The 14,472-nt window shown below is 69.7% G+C and carries 14 protein-coding genes and 3 pseudogenes; 9 read left to right on the top strand and 8 right to left on the bottom strand.

The annotated features are described in order from the left end of the window. Positions 1 to 764: 764 nt before the first annotated feature. Positions 765 to 1,337 carry an ANTAR domain-containing protein gene (locus ACEXOX_RS03190; protein ID WP_406518955.1) on the bottom strand — a complete coding sequence of 191 codons (573 nt, stop codon included), beginning with the start codon at positions 1,335 to 1,337 and terminating at the stop codon, positions 765 to 767. A 562-nt stretch (positions 1,338 to 1,899) separates the two neighbouring features. On the opposite strand from ACEXOX_RS03190, the gene ACEXOX_RS03195 reads away from it, so the two are divergent. The 3 genes from ACEXOX_RS03195 to ACEXOX_RS03205 all read left to right on the top strand — a co-directional run bounded on the left by ACEXOX_RS03195 (position 1,900) and on the right by ACEXOX_RS03205 (position 4,181). Continuing rightward, positions 1,900 to 2,649, top strand: coding sequence for a GAF and ANTAR domain-containing protein (locus ACEXOX_RS03195; protein ID WP_406518956.1), 750 nt, complete (start codon positions 1,900 to 1,902; stop codon positions 2,647 to 2,649). After that, the gene (locus tag ACEXOX_RS03200) at positions 2,639 to 3,367 is read left to right on the top strand and encodes an ANTAR domain-containing protein (protein WP_406518958.1); all 729 of its coding nucleotides are present in this window, start codon (positions 2,639 to 2,641) and stop codon (positions 3,365 to 3,367) included. The genes ACEXOX_RS03195 and ACEXOX_RS03200 overlap by 11 nt, the downstream gene beginning before the upstream one ends. 121 nt (positions 3,368 to 3,488) lie before the next feature. Then, positions 3,489 to 4,181, top strand: a complete 693-nt coding sequence (locus tag ACEXOX_RS03205) for a GAF and ANTAR domain-containing protein (RefSeq protein WP_406518959.1) — start codon at positions 3,489 to 3,491, stop codon at positions 4,179 to 4,181. A gap of 90 nt (positions 4,182 to 4,271) precedes the next feature. Here the strand turns inward: ACEXOX_RS03205 and ACEXOX_RS03210 are convergent. Together ACEXOX_RS03210 and ACEXOX_RS03215 are read right to left on the bottom strand one after the other, a co-directional pair. Beyond that, positions 4,272 to 4,905: pseudogene (locus ACEXOX_RS03210) on the bottom strand (IS701 family transposase); the annotation flags it as partial. A 666-nt stretch (positions 4,906 to 5,571) separates the two neighbouring features. Next, the gene (locus ACEXOX_RS03215) at positions 5,572 to 6,054 is read right to left on the bottom strand and encodes a MarR family winged helix-turn-helix transcriptional regulator (RefSeq protein ID WP_406518960.1); all 483 of its coding nucleotides are present in this window, start codon (positions 6,052 to 6,054) and stop codon (positions 5,572 to 5,574) included. Between the two features lie 51 nt (positions 6,055 to 6,105). Between ACEXOX_RS03215 and ACEXOX_RS03220 the strand changes: the two genes are divergently transcribed. The 4 genes from ACEXOX_RS03220 to ACEXOX_RS03235 all read left to right on the top strand — a co-directional run bounded on the left by ACEXOX_RS03220 (position 6,106) and on the right by ACEXOX_RS03235 (position 9,730). Continuing rightward, positions 6,106 to 6,558, top strand: coding sequence for an SRPBCC family protein (locus tag ACEXOX_RS03220; protein ID WP_406518961.1), 453 nt, complete (start codon positions 6,106 to 6,108; stop codon positions 6,556 to 6,558). A 239-nt stretch (positions 6,559 to 6,797) separates the two neighbouring features. After that, positions 6,798 to 7,952: an epoxide hydrolase family protein gene (locus ACEXOX_RS03225; RefSeq protein ID WP_406518963.1), complete on the top strand. Its 1,155-nt coding sequence runs from the start codon at positions 6,798 to 6,800 to the stop codon at positions 7,950 to 7,952. A gap of 33 nt (positions 7,953 to 7,985) precedes the next feature. Further along, positions 7,986 to 8,834, top strand: a complete 849-nt coding sequence (locus ACEXOX_RS03230) for an LLM class flavin-dependent oxidoreductase (protein WP_406518964.1) — start codon at positions 7,986 to 7,988, stop codon at positions 8,832 to 8,834. Positions 8,835 to 9,043: 209 nt separating this feature from the next. Further along, positions 9,044 to 9,730 carry a transposase gene (locus tag ACEXOX_RS03235; protein WP_406518966.1) on the top strand — a complete coding sequence of 229 codons (687 nt, stop codon included), beginning with the start codon at positions 9,044 to 9,046 and terminating at the stop codon, positions 9,728 to 9,730. Positions 9,731 to 9,750: 20 nt separating this feature from the next. Here ACEXOX_RS03235 and ACEXOX_RS03240 read toward each other — a convergent pair. Next, positions 9,751 to 10,715 (bottom strand): annotated as a pseudogene (locus ACEXOX_RS03240) (NAD(P)-dependent alcohol dehydrogenase). A 100-nt stretch (positions 10,716 to 10,815) separates the two neighbouring features. On the opposite strand from ACEXOX_RS03240, the gene ACEXOX_RS03245 reads away from it, so the two are divergent. After that, complete coding sequence (locus ACEXOX_RS03245) at positions 10,816 to 11,496, top strand: TetR/AcrR family transcriptional regulator (protein WP_406518967.1); 681 nt, start codon at positions 10,816 to 10,818, stop codon at positions 11,494 to 11,496. A gap of 289 nt (positions 11,497 to 11,785) precedes the next feature. Here the strand turns inward: ACEXOX_RS03245 and ACEXOX_RS03250 are convergent, their stop codons facing one another. The 4 genes and pseudogenes from ACEXOX_RS03250 to ACEXOX_RS03265 all read right to left on the bottom strand — a co-directional run bounded on the left by ACEXOX_RS03250 (position 11,786) and on the right by ACEXOX_RS03265 (position 13,899). Then, on the bottom strand, positions 11,786 to 12,322 hold the full coding sequence (locus tag ACEXOX_RS03250) for a hypothetical protein (protein WP_406526681.1): 537 nt from the start codon (positions 12,320 to 12,322) through the stop codon (positions 11,786 to 11,788). A gap of 338 nt (positions 12,323 to 12,660) precedes the next feature. Continuing rightward, positions 12,661 to 12,735 (bottom strand): annotated as a pseudogene (locus ACEXOX_RS03255) (hypothetical protein); the annotation flags it as partial. Beyond that, complete coding sequence (locus ACEXOX_RS03260) at positions 12,728 to 12,910, bottom strand: transposase domain-containing protein (protein WP_406526208.1); 183 nt, start codon at positions 12,908 to 12,910, stop codon at positions 12,728 to 12,730. The gene ACEXOX_RS03260 and the pseudogene ACEXOX_RS03255, both read right to left, overlap by 8 nt. A gap of 548 nt (positions 12,911 to 13,458) precedes the next feature. Next, entirely contained in the window at positions 13,459 to 13,899 is a 441-nt protein-coding gene (locus tag ACEXOX_RS03265) for a class I SAM-dependent methyltransferase (RefSeq protein WP_406518969.1), read from the bottom strand. Positions 13,900 to 14,244: 345 nt separating this feature from the next. On the opposite strand from ACEXOX_RS03265, the gene ACEXOX_RS03270 reads away from it, so the two are divergent. Continuing rightward, complete coding sequence (locus ACEXOX_RS03270; protein ID WP_406518970.1) at positions 14,245 to 14,397, top strand: hypothetical protein; 153 nt, start codon at positions 14,245 to 14,247, stop codon at positions 14,395 to 14,397. Positions 14,398 to 14,472 lie beyond the last annotated feature (75 nt).

A 14,472-nucleotide genomic window follows, 5' to 3' on the forward strand; every position in this document is an offset into this window, starting at 1 on the left:
CCGCCGTTCACGTCCCGTCCGCAGGTCGGTGAGGCCGCTCCGAGCGATGAGCGGGCCGTGTTCACGGTGGCGGTGTACGTGTTGACCAGCGGGTGCGCGTGGCGGCATCTGCCGGCGATCGCGCGCCTGGGACACCGAGACGGAGACCCAGTCCGCCCGCGGGGCGCTACGCGATCCCCGGGTCAGCGCAGTGCCCTTCCGCGAATGGCACGACCGCTGGTGGAACGCCCGCATCGTTGAGGCCACCACCCTGCGCGGTGACGCCTCCAGCATCGAGAACCACGTATCGCCCTACTGGTCCGGCTGGGAGATGCGGGCCATCACCCGCATGGACATCCAAGCGGGGCGGCCGGCACAGCTTCACCTGGACCGACTACCGGAACCTGCTGACCGCCGCCCACCAGCTCAGTGCTCCGGCGCACGGGGCAGTGCAACACCTCTTTCACCGGCCCCGACCACCTGATCCGCGTGCTGCGGCGCCGTCTCCGCGAGATGCAGACCGCAGCGACGTCATCGATGGATGCCTCACAGCCACCGGGCTCACCCTGACGGCATCACGCCACAAACTCAGTAGTGACCCACGTTCCTGGCCCCATGGCGTTACACCGACGCCTACTACGACGGTCTCGAACAGTTCGCGACTAGGAAAGCCGAATAAGCCTTCTCTGATCACGCACCGCCTGCACCCAGTACGCACGACGGCCTCATCTGCCTCATGCAAGACGTCCGTGTCACCAAATCCGTTCGGACCGGCTTCGAGGCCCTCAGTTCGGTGGGGGGTCGGAGGGCGGCGGGTCGGGGAGGGTGAGGTGGTCGTGGACGATGGCGTGGGCGAGGGTGGTCAGGTCTGTTTCCTGGGTGTAAGCGTGGGCGCGGAGCAGGGCCAGGGCCTGGCCGGTGGTGAGGGTGTGGCGGTAGCTGATCATGCCGGTGGCCTGGTGGACGACGGCTTCGGTGGGCAGGAGCCAGGCGTGGGCGAGGTCGTCCTCGGTGGGCACGGGGGTGGTCAGGAGCAGGAGGTCGGCGGCGTCCGTGTGGTCCTGGGCGGTGCGCAGGTCCGCCTCGGAGATCGGGCCGGGCCGGTCGCGGTAGAGCGAGAGGACGAGTCCGGCCTGCCGTGCCGGGGCGGGCCCGTTGAGGACGGGCAGGGCGAAGACCGCGCGGATATCGTGAGCCATCGCCTGCTGGGCGTAGAGGGGCCACTCGCGGGTGGTGGCGGGGTCGTCAAGGGTGTCGGCGCGTACCTGCATGCGCCGGTCCAGGGCCTGGACGCAGGGGCCTTCTCCGAGGTTGATCTGCAGTGCTTCGCCGCGGGCGGCCAGCGGGCGGCGGCGCACAGTGAGACGCGTTGGGCCAGGGCGGCGTCCGCCGCCAGTGTGAGTCCCACCGAATACGCGCCGCGCAGCGCTGTCCGGCATGCTTCGCCGATGTGCCGGGCCGGGTGGGTCTGGCCCGCGAAGCGGGAGGCGAGGGCGACGGCTTCCGGCCGCGGGGCCGTCATCGCAAGCTCGGTGCGGAAAGGGGCGGGCTCGCGGCCCTGCGGTGCGTGGGCATCGGGTGTTCCGATCTCCGGCATTCACCGCCGACGCTGCCCCGATCGGAAGCCAATGTCAGCCTGGGTGGACGAGGTCGTCACCTGCGGGCAGCCGTACTTTCACCCTACGCCTCGCTGCGGCGCTCCACAGGGCCCGCGCGCATCCGGCAGCAGTTTCTTCGCCCGGCCGGGCTCCGCACGAAGGTTTCGGAGCCGTTATGCCGGCCTCTGCTGCGCGGAGCACTTGAGCGGTCAGAGCGGAGCACTGGAGCGGTCAGAACTGCATAGACTGAGACCGTCCCTGCGCCGCGCCGCAGGGGCTGGCCTCCCGAGCCAGAGGGCGGCTGGGACAGGAGGTGTGGAGCGTGGGTGCCGACAATGACCTGGCTGCCGTGCTGGAGGGCCTGCCCCCGTCTGCCGGTGATACGGGCCTGGTCGGTGCCGCTCCGGACCGGTGCGCCCGGGCCCTGGGGGTGGACGGTGTCGCCGCCTCGGTGACGACGGACAGCGGCCCGAGTGAGGTGGTGTGGTGCTCCGCCGGCGCGAGTGCGCGGCTGGAGGACCTGCAGTACGAGCTGGGGCAGGGGCCGGGCCCGGAGGTGGCGGCCTGCTGTGCGCCGGTGCTGGTGCCGGATCTGGCGCGGGTGCCGGCCGGCCGCTGGCCCGCGCTGCTGCCCGAGGCCGCGGCCCTGGGCATCGGGGCGCTCTTCTGCTTCCCGCTGCATGTCGGGTCCGCCTGTCTGGGCACCCTGACCCTGCAGCGCGCGGCGCCCGGCCCGCTGCCGGATGCCGCGATGACCGACGCGTGGGTGGTGGCCAACGCGCTGACCGCCGTGCTGCTCAAGGGCGGCCCGCAGCAGGGCGCGTTCGCCTGCGGGGAAGAGGGCTCGGAGTTCTACCGGGCCGCCGTCCACCAGGCCAGCGGCATGGTCAGCGTGCAGGCCGGCGTGCCCTTGGCGCAGGCGCTGCTGCGGCTGCGGGCCCACGCCTTTCGCCACGGCCGCCCGGTGACGGAGGTCGCCGAGGACGTGGTGGCCCGGCGGCTGCACTTCAGAGATGATGAAAACGGGCCGGACGCAGGTGCCGGCGAAGGGACTGACGGGCATGACACGTGAAGAGCAGCTGCTGGCGGCCATGGTCGATGCCGTGGACACCCTCGTCGACGACTTCGACCTGATCGACTTCCTGCACCAGCTGTGCGACCGCTGCAACGACCTGCTGGACGTGACGGCCGTGGGAGTGATGCTCACCGACCCCGACGGCAGGCTGCAGCTGATCGCCGCCTCCGACGAGCACACCCGGCTGCTGGAACTGTTCGCCCTGCAGACCGACCAGGGCCCCTGCGTGGAGTGCCACCGCAGCGGCACCGCCCGCCTCAACATCAGCCTCGTCTGCCCCGAGCACACCGCCGCGTTCCCGCAGTTCGCCGAACGCGCCCGCCAGACCGGCTTCGCCACCACCCACGCCCTGCCCATGCGGCTGCGCCAGCAGGCCGTGGGCGCCCTGAACCTCTTCGATGCCCGCGAGCAGAGCCTGAGCGCGGCCGATGTCCGGGTCGCGCAGGCGCTGGCGGATGTGGCGACCATCGCCATCCTGCAGCAGCGCACCATCATGTTCGGCAACGTCGAGCGGGCCCAGCTGCGGGCCGCCCTGTCCAGCCGCATCGTCATCGAGCAGGCCAAGGGTGTCCTGGCCGAACGCTGGAACACCACCCTCGACGACGCCTTCGACGCCCTGCGCCGCTACGCCCGCAGCCACCAGCTGGCCCTGACCGGACTGTGCCGCCAGCTCATCGACGGCGCCCTCGACACCGACGCCATCCCCCGCCCCTGACCAGGCAAGACCGCCCGCCCCGCCCCGGCCCGTACCCTGGGCCCATCCCGCCCCGGACCCCGGCGGAAGGACGTGTCCCTCCCGCCCCTGCCCGGCACGTACCCCGCTCAAGGGACACCCCGTGGACCACGACCACCACGCCGCGGCGTGGCAGCGCATCAGCACCGCCGTGTTCACCGACGGCCTGACGCTCACCACCGCCTGCCGGGCCTGCGCCGACGACCTGCACGCCGACTTCGCCGGCGCCACCCTGGTCGTCGCCGGGGAACTGCGGCTGCTGGCCGCGGCCACCGACGAACGCGCCCGGGCGCTCGAAGACGCCCAGCTGGTCACCGGGGAAGGCCCGTGCACCGACGCCTACACCCACCGCGAACCCGCCGAAGCAGCCGACCTGCACCACACGGCCGCCCGCTGGCCCGCCTACACCCCCATCGCCCGCGAACACGGCGCCCGCAGCGTCCTGGCCCTGCCCCTGACCATCGGCACCCTCCCCGTCGGCGCCATGGACCTCTACCGCAGCCAGCCCGTCCCCTTCACCCCCGACCAGAAGACCCGGGCCGCCGCCTACGCCCGCATCCTCGCCCTGCTCGCCCTGGACGAACACCCCCACCTCCTCAACGCCCCCTCCCGCCCCGCCCAGCGCGGCCCCCAGGGCTACCCGCCCACCGTCCACATGGCCGCCGGCGTCCTCGCCGAAAAATACGACCTCACCCCCGACGACGCCCTCGCCCGCCTGCGCGCCCACTCCTTCCACCACAACCAACCCCTCCTCCACACCGCCCAACACGTCCTCAACCACCACCGCCTCGGCTAATAGGACTCCGTTAAGTGCGAGTGGGTCTTGTCGCCGTCCGCTGTCTGGTAAGTGGGCGGTGACAGGTGGTGCATACGCCGGTCCAGCACTTCAGCACGTCCTGGAGGAGGTCGAGGACGTGGCAGAGGGTGAGGCCGGCCTGGGGGCTTCTGGGGAGAGCCGCTGTTCGGTGAGGAAGGCATGGGCGGCGGTGACCAGGGTGACGTGGTGCCAGCCCGGCCAGGAGCGTCCTTCGAAGTGGTTGGGTCCCGGGCCGTGTTTGAGTTCGCGGTAGTCGTGCTCGACGCGCCAGCGCGGCTTCGCCCAGCGCACCAGGTCCTGCGGTGCGGTATCGGCGGGCAGGTCGGAGAACCAGTACTCGGTGGGTGTTTCCGCCGCGGCCGGCCATTCGGCCAGTAGCCACGGGCCGGGCAGGATGCCGTCCCACCAGCCCTGTTCGGCCGAGGCCCGGGCTCTGAGCGGTCGGGTGACGGAGTTTCCGGCCGGGCGGATGCGCAGGGCCGCGAAGTGCGAGCGCATCGGGGCCGCGCGAGCCCTGCCGCCAGGTGACCTCGCTGAAGCCGCGGCCTCCCAGGCCGGCGGCGTGCGCGGCCACGGTCAGCGGGGCCTGGCGGTAGCGGGGCTGGGGCCGGCAGCCGTTCGCGCCCTTGCGGGCGGGCGCCTCGGGGACCGCCCGCAAGGGGTGGGCGGTGACGCCGGATCCGATGGACAGCACGTAGTCCAGGTGGAGCTGGCCGTTCGGACCCGCGGCGAGGGCGGTGCGCGCTCCGCGCGGCGCGGGAGAGCAGGCGTTGTCCTCCACCCGCGATGAGGCCATGGCCTTCGCCCCCCGAGCTGGAGCCGGAAACTTCGGCGATCTGACCGGGCCGAGCTGACGCATATGTCGACCGGATAGTCACCGCACACCGTTCGGACAGTTCAGCCCCCGGGCCCAGCGGACAGGGTTTCAGTTCGGTGCGGCGCCGATGGCAGGCCAGCCGACGAGAAGAGGACGGCCACCATGTCGGGCGTGAGGGTGCTGACAGGAACATATGGCGGGCGGCTTGGGCACGAAGGTGTCCTTCCACGGGCTGGATGAGCGGCGATGGAAGGACAGTGATCCGGCGCTATAGGTGAAGATGCGTGCGCCGGAACGGTCCGGCACCAATGCGCTTTGGCTACTCGGCCATTCCTGCCGAACTCCCTTACTTCGTCGCAGAGGTAAGCATGGCAAGGAAGATCGCCCTCATGCCTTGCGCTGGAGTTCTCTGCGTGTTCGATCTGCGGGCGTCTTCGACGGTCCGCGCCCGGGTCCTGACCGTTTCGTCGGCCGGGGGCGAGGGGGCCCTGGTGGCGGTCCCGCCGGGGATCTGTACGTCGAGCCACCGGTACTGCCGCGCCATCCGATGCATCAGGGGAGTTCGGATTCGAGGCGGTGCTGCAGTTCACTGAGGGTCTCGCGTGCGAGGTCGAGCCTTTCCGGGGCGAGACCTTCCGTAGTGCGGAGGGCCAACTGGGTGTAGGCCGTCTGCATCCTGTGCAGTGCGGCGCGGCCGTTCGGGGTGACTTCGAGCAGCTTGGCCCGCTGGTGTGCGGGATTGGGCCGGTAGCAGGCGAGTTCGTCCTCGACGAGCAGGTCCGCGACACGCTGGACGGCCTGGCGCGTATGGCCGAGCCGGCAGGCGATGGCCCCGACCGGGGCGGATTCGTGTTCGACCTCGGCGAGGACCTGCCAGCGCGCCAGGCTCTGGCCGGTCGGTCGGGCGATGCCGTTGCCGATCGCCTCGACGACGTCGGCGAGTCTGCCGACCTGGTCGATCAGCGCGCTGTAGGCATCACAGGCCCGGCCACCATCCTTGACAACATGTTGTCGTGTCACTAGCTTCTCAGGCATGGCAACATGTTGTCATGTTGCGTTTCGGGCCGCAATGACGAGGAGAACCGCATGTCCTCCGCACCCCGCCCCCTCCTGATCTCACGCAGCATCGTCATCACCGCCCCACCCTCGGCGGTGTTCTCGGTGCTCGCCAATCCGCACCGCCACGCCGACTTCGACGGTTCAGGCACCGTGAAGAACGCGGTCTCGGGACCGGCCCGGCTGGGCATGAACGACACGTTCAAAACAGCCATGAAACTGTTCGGTGTGCGTTACCAGATCGTCAACACGGTTGTGGAGTTCGAGGCGGACCGGCGCATCGCGTGGTGCCACCCCGGCAAGCACCGCTGGCGCTACGAACTCGAAGAGGCCGACGGCACCACGCGGGTGTCCGAGACCTGCGACTTTTCCACCTCGCCGGTGCGCGGACTGCTCGTGCGCACACCGTGGCCCCGCTGGAACGCCGAAGGCATCGAGAAGACCTTGCCGCGGCTCAAGGCACTGGTCGAGAACGGCGCTTGAACCAGTCGGCCGGGTAACCCCCGCCCGGCCCACCTGCAGCGGTCGGCCGCAACCGACCACATCACCCCACGGCCCTGCGGTGCTCGAACTGCCGCACCCGTCGCACCACTTCGACATGGCTCCACGAAACGTTCGCATGTCGCCGAACCATGACGCGCAGAGGCGAACGTTGCCGCACGCCCAACACCACCTTCAGCGGCGTGCCGCCGCACTGTGCTCTGCACAAACAGGAGAGTCTCATGGCATCCGAACCCCACCCCTTCCGAATCGACATACCCCAAGCAGATCTCACGGACCTCGCGGAGCGCCTGGACCGCACCCGCTGGCCCGATGAGCTGCCTGGGGCCGGCTGGTCCTACGGCATCAACAAGGCATGGCTGCGGGACCTGGCCGATTACTGGCGCGAGGGCTACGACTGGCGAGCGCACGAGGCGGCGCTGAACGCACACCCGCAGTTCACCGTCGAGATCGACGGGCAGAACATCCACTTCCTGCACGTCCGTTCCCCCGAGCCGGACGCGACACCTCTGATCATCACGCACGGGTGGCCCAGCACGGTTGCCGACTTCCAGGCGATCATCGAACCGCTCACCGATCCCCGCGCGCACGGCGGCGACCCGGCCGACGCCTTTCACATTGTCGCTCCCTCACTGCCCGGGTACGCCTTCTCCGGTCCGACCCGCGATCGCGGCTGGGGCGTCAACCGCACCGCCCTTGCCTGGGCTCACCTCATGAGCGGCCTGGGGTACGAGCGCTACGCGGTCCAGGGAGGGGATTTCGGCAGCCTCATCGCGCCCGAGCTCGGCCGGGTAGCCGGAGAACGGGTGATCGGGGTCCACGTCAACGCGCTGGCCTTCGCCGCCTGGCCCCAGTCCCCCGACGAGCTCGAAACACTCGGCGAAGCGGATCGCGAACGAGCGCTCCACCATGAACGCTGGTGGCATGGGCGTTCCGGCTACATGCACGAGATGAGCACCCGCCCGCAGACAATCGCCTACGCGCTCAACGACTCGCCGGCCGGGCAACTGGCCTGGAACCTGGAGTGGTTCGTCGACTACGACCCCACCCAGACTCAGCAGGCCCCCATCGATCGCGACGCGATCCTGACCGACGTCACCATCTTCTGGCTGACCAAGACGGCGGGTTCGGCCGCACGCCTCTACTTCGAGGCCGCAGCCGAACTGCCGGCGGCAAGGCCGTTGCCGTCGGGGATACCGACGGCGGTGGCGAACTTCCCCGGGGACAACGCGATCCAGGACCTGGCGAAACGCTCCCACGCGGTCACTCGCTGGCGGGAGTACGACCGCGGCGGGCACTTCCCCGCCCTGCAAGCACCCGAGCTACTCGTTGCCGACATCCGGGAGTTCTTCCGAAGCCTGCCCGGCAAGCCCTGAGCAGGACTGCCCCCACCACGGAAAGGAACCACTGTGCAGATCGGCATCGGCCTTCCCAATCAGGTACGCAATGTCACCGCGTCGGCCCTCCCACGCTGGGCGACCCGGGCCGAGAAAGCGGGATTCTCCACCCTCGCCACGACCGGGCGCTACGCATACCCCGGTGTCAGCGACACCGTCGCGCTCGCGGCCGCGGCCGGGGCGACCACCACGATCGGACTGCTCAGCGCGGTCCTGCTGGCCCCGGCATGGCCCGGTGCCCTGCTGGCCAAGGAAATCGCGGGCATCGACGGGATCGCCGGCGGCCGCCTCACCCTCGGTGTCGGCGTGGGATCGCGCGAGGACGAGTTCACGGTAGCCGGGCACGACATGCACGGTCGTGGCGCGCGGCTGGAATCCGACCTGGCGACGTACCGCGAGATCTGGAGCGGGGCGCCGGTCGGCAACGGACCGAACCCGGCCGTGCCGTCGGGAACCCGGCAAGTCCCCCTGCTGTTCGGCGGCTACTCCGCACGTGCGCTGGACCGCATGGTGCGCTGGGGCGAGGGCTACATCGGCGGTTCGCTGCCGCCGGAAATGACGGCGCCCCGATTCGAGGCGGCGAAACGGACCTGGCGGGAGGCGGGCCGCCAGGGCGCTCCGAAACTCGTCGTCCTCGCCTACTTCGCACTGGGCGACACCAAGACCGGACGGGCGAACATCCAGGACTTCTACCGGCTGGCCCCCAAACACATCGCCGCCAACGCGGTGCTCCGCACCACCCGGGCGACGATCGAGCAGACCATCACGGAGTACACCGATCTCGGCATAGACGAGATCATCTTCATTCCCGCCACGGACGACCTCGATGAGGTTACGAGGCTTGCCGACATCGCCACCTGAACAGCCGTCGGGAGCCACCACTCAACAAGACCCTCAAACGCCGGAAGTTCGTTGACAGTCGACAGCTGACCGCTACCGAACGTTACCGCTGCCCATGATCACGCGGAAATGCCCGAGCGGTGCTTCCGATCACGCGGAAGTGCTCACGAAACCGCAGAACCTAGGCCGTGTATCGAAAGTGGATCTTGGGCTGTGAATGATCACCGTTCATGAGTCGGGGAGATCTCACGGACGAGCAGTGGACGGTGCTGGAGCCGGTGTTGCCGAAGGGTGCCAGGACGGGGCGGCCACCCGTCTGGCCTCGGCGGCAGCTGATCGACGCCATACGGTTTCGTGTCCGGACGGGAGTTCCATGGCGGGACGTACCCGTCGAGTACGGACCATGGAACCGGGTCTACGCCCTGTTCCGCCGATGGCAGCGGAACGGCACCTGGCACCGGATACTCACCCAGCTCCAGTCCCTGGCCGTCGAGCAAGGCCAAAAGCCCATGTCGATCGTGGTGACCGCTGGGCAGCGCGGGTACTCGCCGCAGTTCGAACCCGTCTTGGAGAATATCCGCGTGCCCCGCATCGGGCCGGGTCGGCCACGTGTCCGTCCCCATCGGGCCCGCGCTGACAAGGCATACGCCTCCCACGGAAACCGCGCCTGCCTCCGCCGCCGCGGAATCCGCTGCACCGTCCCCGACAAAGCCGACCAGGCGCGCAACCGCCTCAAGCGTGGATCGCGTGGCGGCCGGCCGCCGAAGTTCGACAAGGACGACTACAAACAGCGGCATGCGGCCGAGTGCGGGATCAACCGCCTCAAGAGGCACCGCGCCGTCGCCACGCGATACGACAAGCTGGCGGTCCGCTACGAGGCGACCGTCCTCATCGCTGCCATCAACGAGTGGCTGTGATCAGCACCTCCACAGACGTCCTACGCGACCCTGACCACGTACTTGCCCTGGACGCCGCCCGCCTCCAGCGCCCGATGTGCCGCTGCTGTCTCCTCCAAGGGGAAGACCGTGTCCACCGCAGGGCTCAGCTTGCCCTCGACCACATGGCGGGCGAGGTCGTCGAAGTCCGCCCGCGTGGGGTTGCCGCTGAAGAAACGCACCCGGCCGTGTCCGTGGACCGTGCCGGCCGCGAGGTAGCCGAGCGACGCCGCAGGCCGTTTCCAGTCGAAGGCGATGGTGACCATGCGCCCGCCCGGATTCAGGAGGCGCCGGAAGGCCCGCAGGTCGGTCCCCGCGGTGTCCAGGACCACGTCGAAGCGGCCCAGTTCCGCCGACCGCACGGTCCGGTGGTCGACGGCCTGGTGCGCGCCGAGCCCGCGGACGAAGTCGAGGTTGGCTGCTCGGGCCAGGGCCGTGACCTCGGCGCCGTACGCCCGTCCGAGCTGGACGGCGGCGTTGCCGACACCGCCCGCCGCGCCCCGGACGAGGAGTCGTTCGCCGGGGCGCAGCCCGGCTTTGTCCCGCAGTGCGGTGATGGCCGTGGTGGCCACCGGCAGCGCGGCGGCGTCCACCAGGTCAAGGCCGTCGGGGAGCCGGCCGACCCGCTCGGCGGGCACGGTCACGTACTCGGCGGCGCTGCCGAACCCGGCGGTGCGGCCCAAGATCCCCCATACGCGGTCGCCGGCCGCGAACCGTGTGACTCCGGCACCCGGTGCGGCGACCTCGCCGGTGAAGTCCAAGCCGACGCGTTTGGGGAATTTCCGGCCGCTCAGCAGGCGGAGACGGCCGGCACGGACTGCCAGTTCGCCGCCGTTGACGCTGAACGCGCGCACCTTCACAAGGACCTCGCCGGGGGCGGCTCGGGTCGTGGCACGCGGCCCGTATAGAGCACATCGGGGCCGCCATAGCGGTCGTAGAGCACTGCCTTCATCATGCGGTCCTTCATCGTTCTGCCTTCGCCGCCGGGGCCCAACAGGGATCTGGCATCGACCGTAAACTCTTAAGTGGACGCAATCGTCCGCTTGGACCGGAAGCGAGAGACAGTGATGGCGGAATCCTCTCGGATCACAGCCCGGAACGAGGTACGGGCGGACGCCCGGCGCAACCGGGAGCGCCTCCTCGTCGCCGCCCGTGCGGTCTTTGCGGCGCACGGAATCGACGCCCCGATGGCGACCGTGGCCCGACGGGCCGGGGTCGGCGTGGCGACGCTGTACCGGCATTTCCCGACCCGGGACGCTCTGGTGCGGGGCGCGTTCGCGCAGCAGATGGAGACCTGCGAGCGGGCGCTCACCGAGGCTCTGGCCGCCCCTGACCCGTGGCAAGGCTTCCAGCAGCTGGTCGAGACGGTCTGTGCTCTGCAACGGGAGGAACGCGGGTTCCCGGCCGCGTTCGTCGCGGCCTTCCCGGAAACCACGTCGGAACACGCGCAGTCCCGGCAGCGAGCCGAGCGGGACTTCACGACCCTGGTACGCAGGGCCCAGGCGTCGGGCGCGCTGCGGGCCGATTTTCACCCTTCCGACCTCGCCGTGGTCCTGTTGGCACACTGCGGTCTGGTGACCGCCCTACCGGATGATGGTGCAGCGTCCCGTCGCCTGGTGGCCTATCTCCTCCAGTCGTTCCGCACCGACACGGCCAACAAACCGCTGCCCCCGCCGGCTGCCCTGACACTGCGCAGCCTCCCGATGGCAACTGACGGTCCCCAGAGGCAGCGGCCCCCGAGAGGCTGACAAAAAACGGTACCTGCCGCAGGGCACATCCAGTCCGATAACTCCACTTTCGCAACAGGCCCCAAAGGCAATGCCGTTGCGTTACCGGTGTCGAGTTCAGGGTGGGTGGATGATGATGGGGTCGGTCGGTGCTCTGGTGGGCTGGGGCCAGGCGTGGTGCTCTGCCCGTTTGAGCCGGTAGTTGGACATCTTGCGTTTGACGGCACGGGGCTGGCTGCGGACTCGTCGGGGCGGCAGGAGCTGGGCGAGGAGGTCGTCGCGGAGCCGTGCGAGTGCGGTGACCAGCAGTTCAGGGAGAAAAGACGCCCGGTGTGGTGGTGATACTGCGCCGGGCGGACCGCAGGGTGTCGGTGAAGGAAAGCCGGTCGGGATCGAGGCCGCGGGCAGCGGCCGTTCTGGCCATCAGTTCCCGCAGTGCGTGGTGGACCAGCAGATGAGCCCAGATCTGATGGCGTACTCCGTCGGGGGTCTTGCCGGTCAGCGCCACTTTGGCGCCGCGCTGGTGGGTCTTGATCTCTCCGAGGACGGACTCGGTCTCCCAGCGTTCCCGGCAGAGCCCGGCCAGCTCACCGGCCGGATAGTGCTCGCCATCGAGCAGGTCGGTGACCAGCCGGTAGCCATCCGGCTCAGCGCCGGGGACCCCCTGGAGCCGGCAGGCGATCACCCGCACCCGCACGGGACAGTTCTTCTTGCCGTCGGTTCGCGCATGGATCGCGGCGAGCCAGGAGCCGTCCGGCAGGCGCTGCCGTACCGGCAGTACCCGGCTGGCCGGCACCCGCCACAGCAGATGGCAGCCGGTCGCGGTGAACGACTGCCACAACGGCACGCCGAGGAACTCCCGGCCGGCGCCAGGACCAGCTGGCCCGGCCCGCAGGAGCGGACCAGCCGGGCGACCAGGGTGACCTCCCCGGCGCGACAGCCGGCCACCTCCGCGTCCAGGACCGCATGGCTGCCCACCTCGACCACAGCGGCCATCCTCACCTGCAAGAACGCGGCCCTGTTGCCAGGGCGGGTGTTGCCCGGGCGGCCTAACTCCTCCTCGCTGGCCGCCGTGTCGGCCGTATCCCAGCAGATCCCGTCCACCGCGAGCAGCCGTAGCCCGCGCCAGAAGGCCCCGGGTGCCCTCTGTCCGGCCAGCGGCCGGGCGGTGGCGGCGAACAGCACCCGCAACGGCTCCGGCCCCAGCCGGTCCCGTGCCCGGAACAACGAAGACTTCGCCGGAACACGCCAGTCACCCAAGACGCCGGCCGCGCAGCCCCTCCACCAGATGCCGCAGCACCTCCAGATACGGAGCAGGCGAGAACAACGCCAGAGCAAGCACGAAACAGACCGTCAGCCGGGCCGGCAACAACCGTCTCCGTCGCTCTGCCCGGCCACACGCCCGCGACCACCCGGTCCACCAGCCCTGGCGGATACACCCAGGTCAGAACGCCAAGCCCCGCCAGCTCAGGCACACTCTCAGCCACCGGCACCACCCCCGACACCGTGCCAGCAGCGTACGCCTACAAGTAACGCGACGGCATTGCGCCTAGGAGGCGGATGGCGCCCGGGCGCCGGAATCCCAAGGGGTTTTCCGGCGTCCGGAGGTGGCGAACGCCCGTCACACAACCCTGCGGGGAGACGTGGCTGTCGGTGAGGGACCCGCTGGGAACGGCCGGGACGCCACCTTCTTCGAGGGCGGGAGAGCGGCTGGCGCGGACGATGAGGCCGGGGCCGACTGTGGTGGCGCGGCAGTCGATCCGCGAGGTGGCCGGGTCGAAGGCGAGGGCTGATCGGGAGGCGCCTGGCAGCGGAGTACGGCGTGCCGCGCCTGCCATGTGGCCGAGCGGCTGCCGAACGGCGCGTAGTCGGTCGCCAGAACGGTGAAACAGGGCTCGACCAGGGCGAGGAAGGTCTGTTCGGCCATGCGGGAGGGGCCCCGCGCCACGCAACGTTCCGCTTCCAGCGTCGTGGCGCTCGCGCCTACATGGACCCAGAGCCCCCTGTGAGACAGACACGCGCCATCGCCTCGACGAAGCGACGTCTGTCCGTCGTTTGCGGTATGGCATGCAGAACCCCCCGCTCCAGTACCACCGGGAACTGGCCCAACTGCGGTGGTACGCGCATGACGTCGGCAACCGCGAATCGGACAGTCAGCGTCTCGGGGATCCGGGCGCGAGCCAGTTCGATCGCCTGCGACGAGAAATCGCACCCGGTGACCTGGTAACCGTGCTCGGCGAGCCAGCGTGACGTGGCGCCCAGCCCGCATCCCACATCGATCACTTCTGCGGGTGGCGGCGCGTGGCGGGTGAGCAGGCGGGCAAGGGTCGCGGTGGGCGGCTCGTCCCACACCGGGTCGCCGAATTGATAGGTCAGATCCCATTCCTGTGCCGTCATGGGCTTCATGTCCTGTGCCTTCCCCATCACGGGAGGTTCTCCTTGTTCTTCCTGGTCGTCAAGGCCGGCGTGGCAGTGCCGCACCGCGCGGAGCCGGAAGTGCGTGCCACAGGAAGGCACATCGGGTTGCCCGGTGACACCGGAGTCACAGTCGACGCTGTCAGCGATACAACGGGCTCCGGATTGCGGATGTCCGCAGAGATCCCGGAGCATGTCTCACATTCGCGACTCCATCGGCGTTGTGCACTTCGGCGGCCCGGAACTACCGTGGAACGGGAGCCGCTCTGGCGACGCACACGAGGTGCGACTCGAAATCAGCGCGAAACTGATCTTCCATTCGGCAATCTGCCATTTTCCCGTCAGGGAGGGATCATGACCGCTCTGCACTCCGAAACGACCGTGGAAGATGAATTCTCGGAGCTCGACGAACTGGAAGTGATTGATTCCAAGGAACTGAAGCTCGGCGGCGCCTACCACGCCTACGCCTATATCTACGCGGAGGACATCTACCAGACCGCCGACTGAGGCCCGCCCCGTTACTGCGGGTCGAGTCCGGTTCTGACCCGGTCGTCCCCGGGGTCGCACGCTGCGTCACGCATC

The organism is Streptomyces sp. Ac-502, from assembly GCF_045222935.1.
In the GTDB taxonomy this organism is placed as follows: Bacteria; Actinomycetota; Actinomycetes; order Streptomycetales; family Streptomycetaceae; genus Streptomyces; species Streptomyces monomycini.